Origin of the sequence: Bacillus sp. FSL R9-9410 (assembly GCF_038050385.1) — a bacterium.
GTDB classification, from domain to species: domain Bacteria; phylum Bacillota; class Bacilli; order Bacillales; family Bacillaceae_G; genus Bacillus_A; species Bacillus_A cereus_U.
Map to the genome: position 1 here is coordinate 4,000,403 of NZ_JBBOTV010000001.1, position 15,550 is coordinate 4,015,952.

Here is a 15,550-nt window from a genome sequence, read left to right on the forward strand (position 1 = left end):
CTTACAGCTTCTATTGATAAAATCATCTTATAAGCACTATACTAACCATAAAACATGACAACTTATGTCATGTTAAAAAAGAAAAGGTGATATCCTTGTCAAAAACAAAACGTTTACTAGACATTCTTATATTTGCTTCTACGAAAAAAACATTTACAGCTCAAGAAATAGCTGATGAATTTAATATTTCCGTTCGTACGGTCCATAGATATATTTTAGATTTAAGTGATATGGGATTACCCATTTACGCTGAACAAGGTCGTAATGGAGGATATAAAGTATTAACAAGCAGCATGCTTTCCCCCATTTTATTTACCGAAGAAGAAGCCGTCTCCATCTTTTTTGCTTTCCAATCTTTAAGCCACTATCGTAACTTGCCTTTTAATACAGAAATCAATTCTGTTACTCATAAACTGTATAGCTCTCTACAAAATGATGCGAAAGCTAAAGTTGATAAAATACGTTCTTATATCGCTTTTTGGAATCCGAAAAGAACAATTGATACACCTCTATTAAACGAAGTGTTAACTGCCGCTATTGAAAATAAAAATTTACACTTTCAATACGAATCTAAATCGGGGATAAAAACAAAACATGTTCATCCTATCGGTGTATATGCCCACGATGGTTTATGGTACTTGCCATCCTATGACTATAGTCGAAACAAAGTATTACTGTATCGCGTAGATCGTATTCTTTCCATATTATCGACCGAAGAAAATAAAGATAAGTTTATGAATTTAGAAGAATGGTTCGCCTCTAACTCTAACGTAATAAACATTCCTACTCGGTTACATGTTTTACTAACGACAGAGGGTGTGCGCCAATGCAAAAGCGTTCCTTACCTTGAAGAATTCGTTATAGTAGACGAAGATGGGACAGGATATATAAATTCAACAATTGATAAAGGTGAAATTAACTTTATTACTCCTTTATTTTATAGACTTGGAAAAGATGCAAGAGTTTTAGAACCGAAAGAATTGATAAATGGTTTACGTATACGTGCAAAAGAGGTTTTACATATGTATGAAGACGAAAAAAGCTGCTAAATATAAGCAGCTTTTTGTGTATTTGTTCCTATTGTTTTGACTGTTGACGAATATCAATCCACCAACGATATGACGCATTCATATTTTCAGTACTTCCATTCCCTCTGTAATGAAAAGCATCAAGGAAAATTGAATCTAGTTTATCCTCATCCACAAAATAACCCAAGTTAACTTTCATCGTTTGGCCAGGTCGGATACTGCCAATATTGTAAAAGCTTTTTCCATCTCCATGAGGTTCTAAATAATCGACTTCGCCCGTCATAATACGCGTTGCGTCCATTCCCTCTTCTTTAGCGTAGTTCCATGCATTTCCTTCAAATTTAAGCTGTTTTATGGATGGAGTCATATAGATTTCTTCTGTCACCTGTTTACCTATATTTTTCACTGTTGTTGTCAAGTAGACAAATTTAACATTAACTAATTTCGAATCTACTAATGTATCAATTGAATCTTTACCATTCCCTAATTTATATACATCCCGTCTGTACGATAGCAATTTTCCCGTCTGATCTAAAGCCTTCTTCTTGCTTAATATCCCTAAGCCAAGTTCATTAAAGTTCTCTTGTTTAAAATCTTTAATCGAATCAAAAACTTCAACTTTTTCTATCACATATTCAATTTGGCTGTTATCCATAGATATCGTTACTGGAACCTTTTGTCCTATGTGAAATAGTCGTTTACTATCTTTTTTCAAAGGAATCGCCTTAGTTTTTTTAGGTTCATCCGCTTCACTAAAATACTTTTTATCATAATCTGTTATATGTGCTGCCTTTTCTTTTGACGTAGGCTCAAGTGAAATGTTCCCTAACACATCCATCATTTGTTCTTCATTTACATCTGATCCAATAAAACTTTCTAACATAATCCCTTCTTTCTCAAAAAAGAGAAAGACCTTCCTATCAAACATTACATTGTTGTTTCCAGTTTCTTTATGAACAATTACTGCTTTCCTGCCATTTATCTCTTTTTCTTCATAGCTTTTTGAATATAAAGTTTGAAAGTCCGCATTTCCCCCCACTCTCCAAAGAGCGAATGAAAATCCACCCATTGCGTCGTTATCTTTAAATGAATATTTCATAGCCGAGTCATCAATTGCTTCCATATTTTCTAGTAATTTACCAACTTTCAACTTATACCACTTATCAATATTATTCGATTCCTTATTCGTTACTGAAACATTTACTTCGTAATTTTGTTTTTGAACAATCATATTATAGACTTTTACTGCACCAAAAACGGTTGTCGGCATACCAATCAATAAACAGGCCGCAGCGATTAACATACGATGTCTTTTACGCTTTGTCTGTGGTTGTCCATCTTTCAGCTTCATTTCCTCCATAAACAATTTCTTTTTGCGCGTATATGTATGTGAAAATTCATGTTGTTCATCCAGTTTATCAAAATCATCTAAAGCAATTTTTTCAGCAAGGTCATACATTTCTTTGGAGTTCTTTGAATTCGTCATTTTGTATACCTCCTATAATACTTTGTACTCGTTTTCGAGCGCGCTCAAATTGCTTGCGGACATTAGCCTCTGTTATCCCCATTACACTTGAAATTTCTTGATACGTTAAGTTATAGAAGACTTTGTACTTAAACACTTGTCTGTTAGATTCATTTAGCTCTTTTAGCAATGTATCAATCTGAACCTCAGACATTAGACGTTTTTCCCACTCTTCAATATTTTCATCTACTACCTCTGTTGATTCTCGTTGATATTCTTCTAAAAATGTTTCATGTCGTTTATTTTTCCGGTAACTATCAATCGCCTTGTTTTTCGCGATCCTCAAAATATACTGTTTAAGCTCTTGAGTGTTCAAACTATGCAGCTTTTCCAAATTCTTATAAAGAGTAATAAACGTCTCTTGAACCGCATCTTCAGCTTGCTGAATATTATTTAAAATAGAATAAGCTACATAATAAATTTTTTGCTCATACAACTCGTATAGCTCTTCCATCTTTTCGTAATCTTTGTTTGTAACTTTCATATAATTCCTCCTCTCATTCTATATAACGAATGAGCGATATACTTTGTGACACTGCAGAATTCTTTAATAGAGAAAATTGAATAATAGAATAAGGAAAAGCCCAATTTCTCTATTTTAACTGAGAAATTGGGCTTTTTAATATTAATATTTTCCTGACTGTTCCCTTAAGAACATCCCTCTTATGCCTTTTTAGTAAGTAATATTTTCTCTATTGATTCTCGTAACAAATGCTTTGTCTCTTCAAAGTTATGATTCTGCTGTTCTCCTGGCTGCACCGTATAAAACTCAGCAAACGAACGCTCTTTATATCTCAGCACAACATGCATGTGATAATGAGTTAACTCGTTAAAGATTCCACCATTTTGATAAAGTGAAACTTTAATCAGTGGGGGTTTTGTTCATCCCCCACTGATTATTAGTTGAACCAATCGGGCTTTTACGGGCAGTTGGATTCCCAACTAACTTCTTTGTTTTCACTGAATTTTGAGGTAGGGGATCTTACTGCCCCGTTAATGCGGGGCAAATTGTAATTCCGTCTGGTTTATATAATGCCTTAATCGCTTTTGCAATAAGCTTAGAAGCATCCATAATTGATTTTGCTACAACATCATCTAATTCGTCTACTTCTAAAACATGCTGCTTTGGCACGATTAAAGTATGTCCTGGATAGAAAGGCGCATGATCTAAAAAACAAGTTACATAATCATCCTCATACACTTTATATATAATTTCTTCTTCATTTGCTAATTTACACCCTAAACATTCCATCATACTTCCCCCTCTGTCAAAAACATAAAAACGTGAGCGCCCTATTCTCACGTTTTTACATTTCACTTCATTAATTCAATTGTTTCTGTAACTTTTATACTATCCTTTACAGATTGAACAATTGTGCAATTTTTCACCGCCAGTTGCAGTGCCTTGTCTAATTGTTCTTCTGTAATGTTTTGCGCTTTAATTTTATAGTGCAAATGAACACTTTCAACTGGTTTTGATAAAGCTTCACTTCTCCCAATTTCAGTTTCAATTGTAAACGTATCGTATGTAATACGTTTCTTTTCTAAAATCGTTCGAAAAACAATTGCACTACACCCTGCAATAGAAGAAACGAGTAATTGTAACGGTGAATACCCATTTTCTTTCCCAATCGCTAAGTGACCATACGATAAATCTGCCTCTATATCATCATGCTTAATTTTTATTTTCATACTTTGCTTCCATCTCCACTTTCATCGGTTTCTGCCGTTTCTTACTCATATAATAATATATGTAGCAGAAAATGATAAATGGAATACCACAATATAACGCCATTCGTTGTTCTGGAATAAACGCTAAACTAATAACAACGATGCTATTTGTAATTAAAGCTAAAATTGGAACAAGCGGATATAGTGGTGTTCTATACTTTAAGTCCTCTAATTTCCCTCCGCCTTTTAAATACTGACTTCTAAAGCGAAGTTGTGATAAAGCAATAATGATCCAACTTGAAACAGCAGATAAACCAGCTATAGATAATAAGTACATATATACTGTATCTTCTGCAAGGAAACTTGTTAATAAAGATAATGCCGCTACAGCAATCGTTACGACTAACGCTGTAATCGGAATACCACGTTTATTTACTTTCTTGAAAGAAGTTGGTGCCATTCCTTCATTTGCAAGTGACCATAGTATACGCGTTGCTGCATATAATCCTGAGTTCGCTACAGATAATAAAGCGGTAATAATAACGAAGTTCATAATATCAGCTGCATATGGAATACCGATTTTATCAAATACAACTACAAATGGGCTTTCAATTATCCCTGCTTCTTTCCAAGAAATTAACCCTACTAAAATTGTCATTGTTAAAATGAAGAATAACATAATGCGCCATACTGTATTACGAATTGCGCGTGGAATTGTTTTTTCAGGATTCTGACTCTCGCCTGCTGCAATCCCGATTAACTCTGTTCCTTGGAAGGAAAAGTTAACTGTAATCATCGTAAGAAGCACCGCAGCTAGTCCATTTGGGAATAGCCCGCCATCACTTACAAAGTTAGAGAAAAGAGGCGCTGCTTCTTTTCCATCGTATGGTAAAAATCCTAGTAATGCGCTACCACCAAGTAGAATGAATGCAATAATTGTAACTACTTTAATACTAGAGAACCAAAACTCTAATTCAGCATAACTCTTCGCTGATATTGCATTTGAAGCATATAAAATAACCCCGAATACGAGACACCATACCCAAACATCCACATTCGGAAACCATCTTTTCATCATTAAACCGATCGATGTTAATTCTAATCCTACTGTTACTGCCCATCCAATCCAGTATAGCCAACCGATCATAAACCCAGTTCCTGGTCCAATAAACTTCGTCGCATACTTTTGGAAAGACCCTGAAACTGGCATTGCTACCGTTAGCTCTCCGAGACAAAGCATTGTTAAATACATAATAACTCCGCCCACTAAATATGAAAGGATGGCTCCCCCTGGTCCAGCCTGATTAATGGTGTAACCTGAACCTAGAAAAAAACCAGTTCCGATTACACCACCTAGTGCGATCATAAATAAATGTCTACTCTTCATCGTACGATGTAATTGCTCATTCGTTGTTTGCTGCATCTTAATCCTCCCCTACAAGTACCCCTATATCTTGTTAAAATTTTCTGATAATAAAAATATACACGAAAGCGGTTACAATTTCTATATAAAATTAAAACTTTTCTGATAAAATAATATAAAAATCCAATTATTAAGAGTTTAATATACTAATTTGAGGTAAAAAAGGATTTATAAGTAAAAACCCTTACATTTATTGTAAGGGTTAACGTATTTCTAATCTTCTAGATAAAATTGATAAACCGTAGTTTACAACGAAATACATACAAGCTACTAGTATAAATGTCGGAATCATATAATTTACATTCTGCCCGCTAATAATTTGAGCATTATGCATAAGCTCTGGCAATGATATAACAACCGCTAATGACGTATCCTTTAACAATGAAATAAATTGACTAACAAGCGGAGGAACCATTCTTCTAAGTGCTTGCGGTAAAATAATGTGCCAAAGCGTCTGGACATATGTTAATCCCGAAGAGCGCGCCGCTTCAATTTGTCCTTTGTCGATAGATAATAAACCGCTTCTAACAATTTCAGATATCATCGCTGCTTCAAATATCGTTAAAGCAACAATTGCGGCTGTTATAATTTCTAACTTCAAACCTGCCTCTGGAAGTGCAAAATACGTAAAAAATATAATTAAAAGAAGTGGTAAATTTCGAATAACTTCAACGATAAAGCCTAGTATTGGTGAGATGACGGGTATTTTTGTATAGCGCAAAGTTCCTATTACACTACCTATAATAAAACTAAGTACAATCGCTACAAGAGCGACTTCTAGCGTGATAAGCAATCCTTTTAATAAAAAGAGTATATGATCTCCTGTAATAGCACCTTGAAAATCCATTTACACCCCCTCCTTTGCCAAGCGTCTTTCTAAATAACGCACTAGCATACTTAGCGGAATTGTTAATACTAAATAAAACATCCCGACAAATATATATACATCAAACGTAACGAATGTCTTCGTTGAAATTAAGTCTCCTTGATACATTAAATCCGTTCCAGCAATAATTCCGAGTATTGAAGAGTTTTTTACTAAATTGAGAAATTGATTTCCTAGAGGAGGAATTACGATTTTCATCGCTTGAGGTAAGACGACATAATACATCGCTTGCGTATAAGTTAATCCTGAAGAACGTGCTGCTTCCATTTGACCTTTCGCGACTGATAAAATACCAGCACGAATTACTTCCGCAATAAAAGCCGCTGTATAAACTGTAAGTGCAACTGTCCCTGCTACAAAACCGTTGAAAGTAATTCCTATTACAGGCAAAGCAAAATAGAAAATGAATGCAATTAATACAAGTGGAATATTTCTAACAAACTCTACAAAGGCGGATCCAATCCAATTCAAAATACGAATAGGTGAAATTCGCATCACTGCCATAATAATCCCTAAAACAAAACTTCCTATTAGCGCAACTACACTAGACATTACCGTATATTTAAATCCTTCTAAATACATATCAATATTATTCGTCAAAATAGAAAAATCAGGCACATATTCTCCCCTCTTTCTTTATAAGAAGAGGATGAGCATCCCCCATCCTCTCACTCTTACTATTTATCCCAATTAGTATAGGCTGCTAATCATCAGTGGGAGATAACCCTTCCCGACTTATTAAAGTTTCACTTTACCCCGCTATTTGCCGGGCAGTAAGACTCCCACATCAAAATTCGGCGAATGCGAGGAAGGTAGGTGGGAGATAACTGCCCGTAAAAGCCCGATTGGTGAAGGCTAATAATCAGTGGGGGATGGACAATCCCCACTGATTAAAGTTTCACTTTATTTTTCTTGCTTTTGACCGATCCATTTTTCATACAATTTATCGTATTCCCCATTAGCTTTCATATCTTTTAATAAACTATTAATCTCTTTCGTTAAATCGTCTGCACCTTTTTGTACTGCAATTCCATACGGTTCATCCGTGAAAATTTTCCCTACAACTTCATAATTAGAATCTTGTTTTGCCATTCCATAAAGAATCGCATTATCTGTCGTTAAAACATCGCCTTTACCTGCTTTTAAAGCTGTAAATGCCTCACTATAATTCTCAAACTCTAATACTGTTGCTTCTGGTGATTTTTGACGGATGTTATTTGTTGACGTTGAGCCTTTTACAGCCAATACTTTAACGCCTTGTTTCACATCATCAATATCTTTAATATTACTTCCTTTTTTCACAAGTAACGATTGACCCGCTTTAAAATATACATCTGAAAACTCCACTTCTTTTTTACGCTCTTCCGTAATTGTCATTGTCGCAATAATGGCATCAATATCACCATTTTTCAGCATTGGAATACGTGTTTTAGACGTTACCTCTTTCAGCTCTAGTTTCTTTTCATCACCAAGAATTTTTTTCGCAAGCGCCTTCGCGATATCAATATCGAATCCTTCTACCTGCCCTGTTGAAGGATTTTTCAATCCAAATAAATTCGTATCATTTTTCACTCCGACTACTAATTTCCCGCGCTTCTTAATTTGTTCAACAACTCCGCCTTGTTTCGTATTTGTTTCTTTCGCCTCGTCTTTTTTACCCCCGCATCCAGCAACAATAAGCACGAATAAACATGAGAATACGATTAGGGTAAACAGCTTTTTCATTTTAAGCATGAAATTCCTCCTTTAATGATTTAACACTCGGCTTAAAAATAGACGAGCTCTTTCTTGTTCAGGATTTGCAAAGAATTTTGCTGGTGTTGTATCTTCAATAATTTGACCATCATCCATAAATAAAATCCTATCTGCTACCTCACGTGCAAATCCCATCTCGTGTGTGACGACAACCATCGTCATGCCCTCTTTAGCCAGCGCTTTCATAACATCAAGCACTTCCCCAATCATCTCTGGATCAAGAGCAGACGTAGGCTCATCAAACAGCATAATTTCCGGTTGCATCGCGAGCCCCCTAGCAATCGCCACCCTTTGCTGTTGTCCACCAGATAGTTGATGTGGATATACACCTGCTTTCTCCGGGATTCCCACTTTCTCTAAATAAAACATCGCTGTTTGCTCCGCTTTTTCTTTGGAAACTTTATTTACTTTAATCGGTGCTAGTGTAATATTTTGAAGCACTGTTTTATGCGGGTATAAATAAAAGTGTTGAAAGACCATCCCAATATTTCGGCGCAATTCATTCATATTTGTTTTCGCATTGTGTACTTCCGTATTTTGTACAATTAATTCTCCATCGGTAATTACCTCCAATTGATTTATACACCGAAGCAACGTGCTTTTTCCTGATCCCGAAGGGCCAACTACTACTACCACTTCACCTTTTTTCACTTGTACATTAATATTTTTCAAAACTTGAAAGTTACCGTAATATTTATTAACTTTACGAAACTCAATCAACATACTCCCTCCTTCCCCTAACAAAGCATGTACATTCTTTTTATATTCAAAAATAGGCGAAAAAATAACTTTCATCTACATTTTGTCCATAAAAAAAGCAAAGGGATTTCCCTTTGCTCTCTCATTCCTATTCTATTAAGATACTTCTTCTTTTTTATCTTTCCCGTATTCATGCTCCCAGAAATCTGCATTTTTAATTCCTAACGACTGCGGATCGAATACTGGATCTTTTCCTTCTTTTTTCTGCTTTTCATAATCCTTTAATGCGATCAATGCCGGTTTTTGTAATAATAAAATCGCAATAATGTTAACCCATGCCATAATTCCTACACCAATATCTCCTAAAGCCCATGCTGTTTCTGCTGTTTTTACACAACCGTAGAATACAACTCCTAAGAATACAAACTTTAGTACGATAGACATCCAAGGGCGGTCTTTATCACGGTTTAAGTAAGCTATATTCGTTTCTGCAATGTAGTAATAAGCCATAATTGTTGTAAATGCGAAAAATAGTAGAGAGATTGCGACGAAACCGTTTCCAAATCCAGGGAAAACAGATTCTACCGCTGCCTGTGTATAACCAGGACCTGGCTGTGCACCATTTAATTTATTGACGATAAAGTTTTTTCCGCTTGCATCAAATACGTTATACATGCCTGTAATAATCATCATAAATGCTGTTGCTGAACAAACAAATAATGTATCAATGTAAACGGAAAATGCTTGTACTAACCCTTGTTTAGCTGGATGCGATACTTCAGCAGCTGCCGCTGCATGAGCCCCAGTTCCTTGCCCTGCTTCATTTGAATAAATACCACGTTTTACACCCCAAGAAATTGCTAAACCAATAATCCCGCCAAAAGCTGCTTCTAATGCAAATGCACTTTTTAAAATTAACATGAAAGCGTCTGGTAATTTTTCAATATTCATAGCTACAATTACACAAGCTACTAAAATATAACCAAGTGCCATAAACGGCACTACAACTTGCGCTACGTTAACAATTCGCTTAACTCCACCAAATATAATAAGTGCTAATGCCGCTACTAATACCGCTCCTGATACGGAAGTATTAATACCAAAAGCTGTTTCTAAACTTACAGCAATACTATTCGCTTGAACACCTGGAAGCAGCATCCCCGTCGCAAGAATTGTCGCTGCAACGAACACTAATGCGTACCATTTAACACCTAGTCCTTTTTCAATGTAATAAGCAGGTCCACCGCGAAACTGTCCTTGATGTTTCGTCTTATATATTTGTGCTAATGTAGATTCTACATAAGCCGATCCTGCTCCTAAAAAGGCTACCGCCCACATCCAAAATACAGCTCCTGGCCCACCGAATGCAACCGCTGTGGCTACCCCAGCTATATTCCCTGTTCCAACGCGTCCTGATAAAGAAAGTGCTAACGCCTGGAATGAAGAAACACCAGCATCTGATTTTTCTCCTTGAAATGTAAGCTTCACCATTTCCCCTACATGCCTTACTTGTAAAAACCTCGTTCGAATGGAAAAATATAGACCTACTCCTAAACATAAATAGACAAGTGCCGGACTCCAAACAATATTATTTATCCAACTTACGATAGCTTCCAACATTCCTCCCCCTTTTTATAAAGAATATTCAGAATATACATAAAATTATATAATGTATACCGAATCTATGACAATATTATTTTAATAAAACAAACATATTTTGTATAAAAAAACAAAGTATACATTTATTTTGTATACTTTGTTCCCTTATCTCTGTATTATATATTCACTATTGCCTCTTGCTTTATAATTCTTTCATACAACTCATCTGATAACTTTTGAAAATCCTCTGGCATATCTTTCCCTTTAAATTTCTTTTGAAGCGTACCGTATAAACCAATATCACGTAGACGTAAAAATAACGGTAACGATTCATACCAACTATCTGCTAATCTATTTTCAGACTCATAGCCTTTTCGTAATACTTGTAACTGTTTACGAGCAAATTCCGTCTTTTTCTCCAATGTCCACGGTGTAAAAAGAACAGAGTAATAAAGAACCATTGCAAAATCATGAATGAAGTAATTATAAGCTGCGTCATCAAAATCAAAGATTGTTAGCTCTTTTCCATCATAATGAAAATTACCTGGATGAATATCGCCATGCATAAGGCCGAATGTTTCTCTTTCAATTGGAAGAGCCTTTATTTCATCCATTAATATAGCAGCAATCTCTTTCACTTTCTCATCTTCTAATTCATTAACAATTGCACTCTCATCCTCTTCCCACGTATCACGGTAATCTGTTTTAGGATAATTCATTGTAAGGCGATGCAGTTGTCCAATCGTTTTTCCCCACGCTTCAAAGTAAGCATCTCCCCAATAAGGCGATTCATCTCCTTTTACTTGCTCCCCTTTTGCATATGTAAATAAGGAAGCGAAAAAGAAAGTCCCATCTTCTGCTACAATTTCTTCTACAAGATTTTGAGATGTTGAGTAAAGTGGTCCTGCTACCTTTGCCCCGTTCTCCGCAACATATCGTAAAAAATCTAATTCAGCTTCTACCTCTTTTTTTGAGCGATGAGAAGAATGCGTTAAACGTAATACGTAATCTTCATCATTTTTATCTTTCGCCTTAAAAATATAATTTTCAAAATCACCAAGTGGCTTTTCTTCTACTTTCACATTAAATATCTTTGCAGCTTCTGCTAAAATCTCATTTGTAAAAACTCGTTCCACAGCTATTTCCATATTTATTCCCTCCTATATGTACCCTCTAATTAATTCGACATGAATGTGAGAAGTACTGCTATGAAATTAAATAGTGCGTGAAGGATGAGATACCGTAAATTACAAGTAATTTTTTCCAAATAATCCAAGCATAAATTTCTCCCAAACAACAAAAATTAACAGAAGGAATTTTATTCTAAAAGAGGTGGAAATTATGATACAACAAGAGGAACAGCAAAAGAGCAAGAATCAAAAGCATATGTTTCCATCACTTCCGGAAAATATTAATTACATTGAAAATAAGCTCTGTCATTCAGATGATATAAAAAAAATAGATATCCCTTTTCAAAACGGAAAAGGAACAATTTTATATATCGAATCTTTAGCAGACCCAAATTTAAATTATGGTGTGCAACTTTTATTACAGGGTAAATCATTGTATTTCCATGAGCATGTCGAAAGCTTTTGTATTTTTGAAACAGCATTATCTTTAAAGAGAGCTATAACAGAGCCTGATAATGAAGGGATTGTACGCGGACCACATACTGGTTTCGTAGAAGATTTAGCAACCAATTTAGCGTCTATTCGTAAACTCATAAAAAGTCCAAATGTCGTCGTTAAATATTTCACACTTGGTGAAGAAATGCACACGAAAGTGGCAATTGCTTATATTCAAAATATAGCTAATGACGATCTCGTTGCAGAAGTGAAAAGAAGATTAGAAATGATTAAGACAGATGCACTCATACCACCAGGTTACATACAAGAATTTATAGAAGATACGTCTTTCTCACCATTTCCACAACAATTAAACACAGAACGCCCAGATAGAACAGTTGCAAATTTAATGGAAGGAAGAGTTGCCATTTTATCAGATGGTGATCCAACAGCTCTTATCGTTCCTGTTACGCTATTTGCTTTTTATCAATCACCAGATGATTATAATAACCGCTGGATTGTCGGTTCTTTCGTGCGAATGATTCGCTTAGTAAGTTTTTTAATCGCCTTTCTCTTACCAGCTATATATATCGCAACGGTCGCCTTTCATCCTGATGTATTGCCACTCGAACTCGTTTATACAATTAAAGCTTCATTAGAAAAAGTACCACTCCCTCCTATTTTTGAAGCTCTCTTAATGGAATTGATCTTCGAATTGTTACGAGAAGCTGGTATTCGTCTGCCAAGCCGAGTTGGACAAACAATTGGTATTGTAGGCGGCTTAGTCATTGGTGATGCGATCGTAAAAGCTGGACTCGTTTCTTACACGATGATTATCGTTGTAGCTTTAACTGCAATTGCTTCTTTTCTCGTGCCATCAAACGATATGAGTTCAGCAGTTCGGATTCTTCGTTTTCCGTTAATGATCCTTGCTGCCATATTCGGATATGTAGGAATTTCATTTGGCCTAATTATAACTTTCGTTCACTTATGTAAACTTCATTCTTTTCATACACCATATCTTTCTCCTCTTGCACCAATGCGTATAAAAGATATGAAAGATTCTTTTGTAAGACTTCCAATTTGGTCGTTTTGGGAACGACCACATGATTCAAAGCCGAAAAAAATGCAACGACAACATGTAACGAGAGAGGATGAGAACGGTGACAAACACGCAAAGTAAAATTTCATTAGTTCAATTGACCTTTTTCATTATTCAATGCCAAATCGGTGTTGGTATACTTTCTCTACCGAACCGTCTTCACCCAATAGCTAAAGGCGGTGGATGGATTTCTACACTCGTAGCGGGTCTTGCGATTCAAATTATTATTTTACTTATGTGGTTTTTATTAAAAAGATTTCCTAATGCAGATATATATAAAATTGTTTGTATGATGTTTGGTAATAAATTTGGAAAACTATTAGGATTCTCTTATGTTTTTTATTTTACCCTTATCGGTATGACCGTTATGTTAAATGCTTGTAATGTCATTAAAATATGGGTTTTGCAAGCAACTCCTTGGTCTGCAATCCTCATATTATTTACAATAGCTTGTTGTTATGTAGCTTATAATACGTTTAAAGTCATTGTACGATTTTATGTTATGGCCTCTATTCTCATTTTGCCCATGGCTCTTTTAATTGCCCTAGGGCTTACACGGGCTGATTTTTCTTATATTTTTCCAATTACAGAGGCTGGATGGTGGAATGTTATTCAAGCATCCAAAGAAACAATTACAGCAATGTATGGTTTTGAAATTATTCTTATTGCTTTTCCAAAGGTAAATGGGAATCCTGTGGAACGGCTGAAAGCAATTTCCATTGCTAATGGATTCGTAACACTTTTTTACACTTTTACGGTTTGGATTTGCTTTATCGTATTTAGCCCAAAGCAAATTGAGCTTATTCCAGATCCAGTCGCTTACTTATTGCGCTCCTTACATATCGGGATTATAGACCGCACTGATTTAATATTCATACCAATTTGGATGATAACTGTCGTAGCTTCTATTGCCAGTTGTTACTGTGCTGCTTCTATAGGTATTGGGCATATATTCAACCTTGCTAATCATAAAAAAGCTGTTCCAATTGTTGGACTTATCTCTTTTAGTATCGCCTTATTTATAGATACACCTGAAGAATTAAAAGTGATTGCAAATTTCACTGATAAATTCACTTATATTTTTATTGTCTTTCTTCCTTTTTTATTTCTTCTTTATTCCTTATTAAGAAATAAGAAAGGAGCTCCATATGCACAAAAAAACAGTTAAATTATGTAGCATCTTATGTGCTAGCTCTCTTCTTTCTGGTTGCTGGGATCAAGAACCTTTAAGGGAGGCTAGATTAGCTTATAGTATTGGATTTGATATTACAGAAGAAAATAAACTTCAACAAACCATCGAACTTGTAAGAAGTTCAGGAAGCGAACAATCTTCATTTGAAAATGAAATACATTCAGCAACCGGCCATAACATACGAGATACTAGCGATACTTTGAAAGAAAATGTGACTGGGAATATTCGCTATTTCAAATACGGTTTGCAACTATTGGGAACAAAAATTCAAAAAAAAGGAATATTACCTTTTTTAGATATTAGTTTTCGAGACCCAACAAACCCTACTGCTCTGGTAAAACTTATTTCAGTAGATGGTGAAACAGCTGAAATACTAAAAAAAAAGAAAGTAGGAAATTTACTAATTGGAGATTTTCTAAAGAAAAAAATTAAAAGCTTAGAGGACATGAGTGTATTTCCGAAAGAAACTTTAGAAACAGCCGCTACAAAAATGTTAGATCCGGGTAAAGATTTCACTCTCCCTTCTATAAAAATAAAAGGAAAAGAAGTTATTACAGACGGGTTAGCTTTATTTAATAAAGACAAATTAACTGGACATTTACCCCTGAAACAAGCTGTTTTATTCGTGTTATTAACCGGAAAAATGGGAACAAGTGCCCGTATAACCCAAAAACTTACTAGTGATGAATCAGAGAAGACATCTGATTATTTAACAATGGAAGTGAGCAATCAGAAATTAAAACGAGAATTAAAAATAACAACAGATAAAAAAGGAAATGTTTATGCTCACATTAAGCTCCAACTAAAAATTATAGCGCTTGAAGCTCCAAGGGATAATCTTTATAAAATGGGTGAAAGAGAAAAGCTAAATAGAGAATTATCGAAACAACTTACGAAAGAAGCTAAACAAATAACGAAAAAGCTACAAAAAGCAGATTGTGATGCTTTCGGTATCGGAAGACACCTTATCGCTTATCATCCTGATTTATGGAAGAAAAAAAATTGGAATAAAGATTATGCAAAAGTGAAATTTAAGCCCGAAGTAGAAGTAAGCATTTTATATAGTGGTGTCTTAAAATAAAAAGTTGTATGCCACTTGGGCATA

The 15,550-nt window shown here is 35.2% G+C and carries 14 protein-coding genes and 3 pseudogenes; 4 read left to right on the top strand and 13 right to left on the bottom strand.

Annotated features, from left to right (window positions below; translation table 11 throughout):
• Positions 1-95 precede the first annotated feature (95 nt).
• Positions 96-1,049: a helix-turn-helix transcriptional regulator gene (locus tag MKX77_RS20895; RefSeq protein WP_341307690.1), complete on the top strand. Its 954-nt coding sequence runs from the start codon at positions 96-98 to the stop codon at positions 1,047-1,049.
• Between the two features lie 28 nt (positions 1,050-1,077).
• Here MKX77_RS20895 and MKX77_RS20900 read toward each other — a convergent pair whose 3' ends face one another.
• The 13 genes and pseudogenes from MKX77_RS20900 to MKX77_RS20960 all read right to left on the bottom strand — a co-directional run.
• Positions 1,078-2,514, bottom strand: coding sequence for a DUF4367 domain-containing protein (locus MKX77_RS20900; protein ID WP_341307691.1), 1,437 nt, complete (start codon positions 2,512-2,514; stop codon positions 1,078-1,080).
• On the bottom strand, positions 2,480-3,037 hold the full coding sequence (locus MKX77_RS20905) for an RNA polymerase sigma factor (RefSeq protein WP_201034708.1): 558 nt from the start codon (positions 3,035-3,037) through the stop codon (positions 2,480-2,482). Before MKX77_RS20905 ends, MKX77_RS20900 begins: the two co-directional genes overlap by 35 nt.
• Positions 3,038-3,216: 179 nt before the next feature.
• Positions 3,217-3,402: pseudogene (locus tag MKX77_RS20910) on the bottom strand (HIT family protein); the annotation flags it as partial.
• 154 nt (positions 3,403-3,556) lie between these two features.
• Positions 3,557-3,805 (bottom strand): annotated as a pseudogene (locus tag MKX77_RS20915) (HIT family protein); the annotation flags it as partial.
• 62 nt (positions 3,806-3,867) lie between these two features.
• On the bottom strand, positions 3,868-4,245 hold the full coding sequence (locus MKX77_RS20920) for an OsmC family protein (protein WP_215555231.1): 378 nt from the start codon (positions 4,243-4,245) through the stop codon (positions 3,868-3,870).
• Positions 4,229-5,647: an amino acid permease gene (locus tag MKX77_RS20925; protein WP_341307692.1), complete on the bottom strand. Its 1,419-nt coding sequence runs from the start codon at positions 5,645-5,647 to the stop codon at positions 4,229-4,231. Before MKX77_RS20925 ends, MKX77_RS20920 begins: the two co-directional genes overlap by 17 nt.
• A gap of 202 nt (positions 5,648-5,849) precedes the next feature.
• A complete protein-coding gene (locus MKX77_RS20930; protein WP_341307693.1) occupies positions 5,850-6,494 on the bottom strand; it encodes an amino acid ABC transporter permease in 645 nt (214 codons plus the stop codon).
• Positions 6,495-7,151 (bottom strand): amino acid ABC transporter permease, encoded by a 657-nt coding sequence (locus MKX77_RS20935; protein ID WP_341307694.1) that lies wholly within the window; start codon positions 7,149-7,151, stop codon positions 6,495-6,497.
• 285 nt (positions 7,152-7,436) lie between these two features.
• Positions 7,437-8,267, bottom strand: coding sequence for a glutamine ABC transporter substrate-binding protein GlnH (gene glnH / locus MKX77_RS20940; protein ID WP_341307695.1), 831 nt, complete (start codon positions 8,265-8,267; stop codon positions 7,437-7,439).
• A gap of 12 nt (positions 8,268-8,279) precedes the next feature.
• Entirely contained in the window at positions 8,280-9,083 is an 804-nt protein-coding gene (locus MKX77_RS20945; RefSeq protein WP_341307696.1) for an amino acid ABC transporter ATP-binding protein, read from the bottom strand.
• A 60-nt stretch (positions 9,084-9,143) separates the two neighbouring features.
• Positions 9,144-10,604, bottom strand: coding sequence for an alanine/glycine:cation symporter family protein (locus tag MKX77_RS20950; protein WP_033714297.1), 1,461 nt, complete (start codon positions 10,602-10,604; stop codon positions 9,144-9,146).
• Between the two features lie 158 nt (positions 10,605-10,762).
• Entirely contained in the window at positions 10,763-11,734 is a 972-nt protein-coding gene (locus tag MKX77_RS20955) for a phosphotransferase enzyme family protein (RefSeq protein ID WP_341307697.1), read from the bottom strand.
• A gap of 29 nt (positions 11,735-11,763) precedes the next feature.
• Positions 11,764-11,909, bottom strand: a pseudogene (locus MKX77_RS20960) (CPBP family intramembrane glutamate endopeptidase); the annotation flags it as partial.
• An 18-nt stretch (positions 11,910-11,927) separates the two neighbouring features.
• Here MKX77_RS20960 and gerKA point away from each other — a divergent pair.
• From gerKA to MKX77_RS20975, 3 genes are read left to right on the top strand one after another with little or no spacing between them, the layout of a single operon-like run.
• On the top strand, positions 11,928-13,334 hold the full coding sequence (gene gerKA, locus MKX77_RS20965) for a spore germination protein GerKA (RefSeq protein ID WP_341307698.1): 1,407 nt from the start codon (positions 11,928-11,930) through the stop codon (positions 13,332-13,334).
• The gene (locus MKX77_RS20970; RefSeq protein ID WP_341307699.1) at positions 13,315-14,421 is read left to right on the top strand and encodes a GerAB/ArcD/ProY family transporter; all 1,107 of its coding nucleotides are present in this window, start codon (positions 13,315-13,317) and stop codon (positions 14,419-14,421) included. The genes gerKA and MKX77_RS20970 overlap by 20 nt, the downstream gene beginning before the upstream one ends.
• The gene (locus MKX77_RS20975) at positions 14,402-15,526 is read left to right on the top strand and encodes a Ger(x)C family spore germination protein (protein ID WP_341307700.1); all 1,125 of its coding nucleotides are present in this window, start codon (positions 14,402-14,404) and stop codon (positions 15,524-15,526) included. Before MKX77_RS20970 ends, MKX77_RS20975 begins: the two co-directional genes overlap by 20 nt.
• Positions 15,527-15,550 lie beyond the last annotated feature (24 nt).

Coding starts and splice junctions, on each gene's coding strand:
- MKX77_RS20900 (WP_341307691.1), bottom strand. CDS start 2,514: ATGACGAATTCAAAGAACTCCAAAGAAATGTATGACCTTGCTGAAAAA.
- MKX77_RS20905 (WP_201034708.1), bottom strand. CDS start 3,037: ATGAAAGTTACAAACAAAGATTACGAAAAGATGGAAGAGCTATACGAG.
- MKX77_RS20920 (WP_215555231.1), bottom strand. CDS start 4,245: ATGAAAATAAAAATTAAGCATGATGATATAGAGGCAGATTTATCGTAT.
- MKX77_RS20925 (WP_341307692.1), bottom strand. CDS start 5,647: ATGCAGCAAACAACGAATGAGCAATTACATCGTACGATGAAGAGTAGA.
- MKX77_RS20930 (WP_341307693.1), bottom strand. CDS start 6,494: ATGGATTTTCAAGGTGCTATTACAGGAGATCATATACTCTTTTTATTA.
- glnH (WP_341307695.1), bottom strand. CDS start 8,267: ATGCTTAAAATGAAAAAGCTGTTTACCCTAATCGTATTCTCATGTTTA.
- MKX77_RS20945 (WP_341307696.1), bottom strand. CDS start 9,083: ATGAAAGTTATTTTTTCGCCTATTTTTGAATATAAAAAGAATGTACAT.
- MKX77_RS20955 (WP_341307697.1), bottom strand. CDS start 11,734: ATGGAAATAGCTGTGGAACGAGTTTTTACAAATGAGATTTTAGCAGAA.
- gerKA (WP_341307698.1), top strand. CDS start 11,928: ATGATACAACAAGAGGAACAGCAAAAGAGCAAGAATCAAAAGCATATG.
- MKX77_RS20975 (WP_341307700.1), top strand. CDS start 14,402: ATGCACAAAAAAACAGTTAAATTATGTAGCATCTTATGTGCTAGCTCT.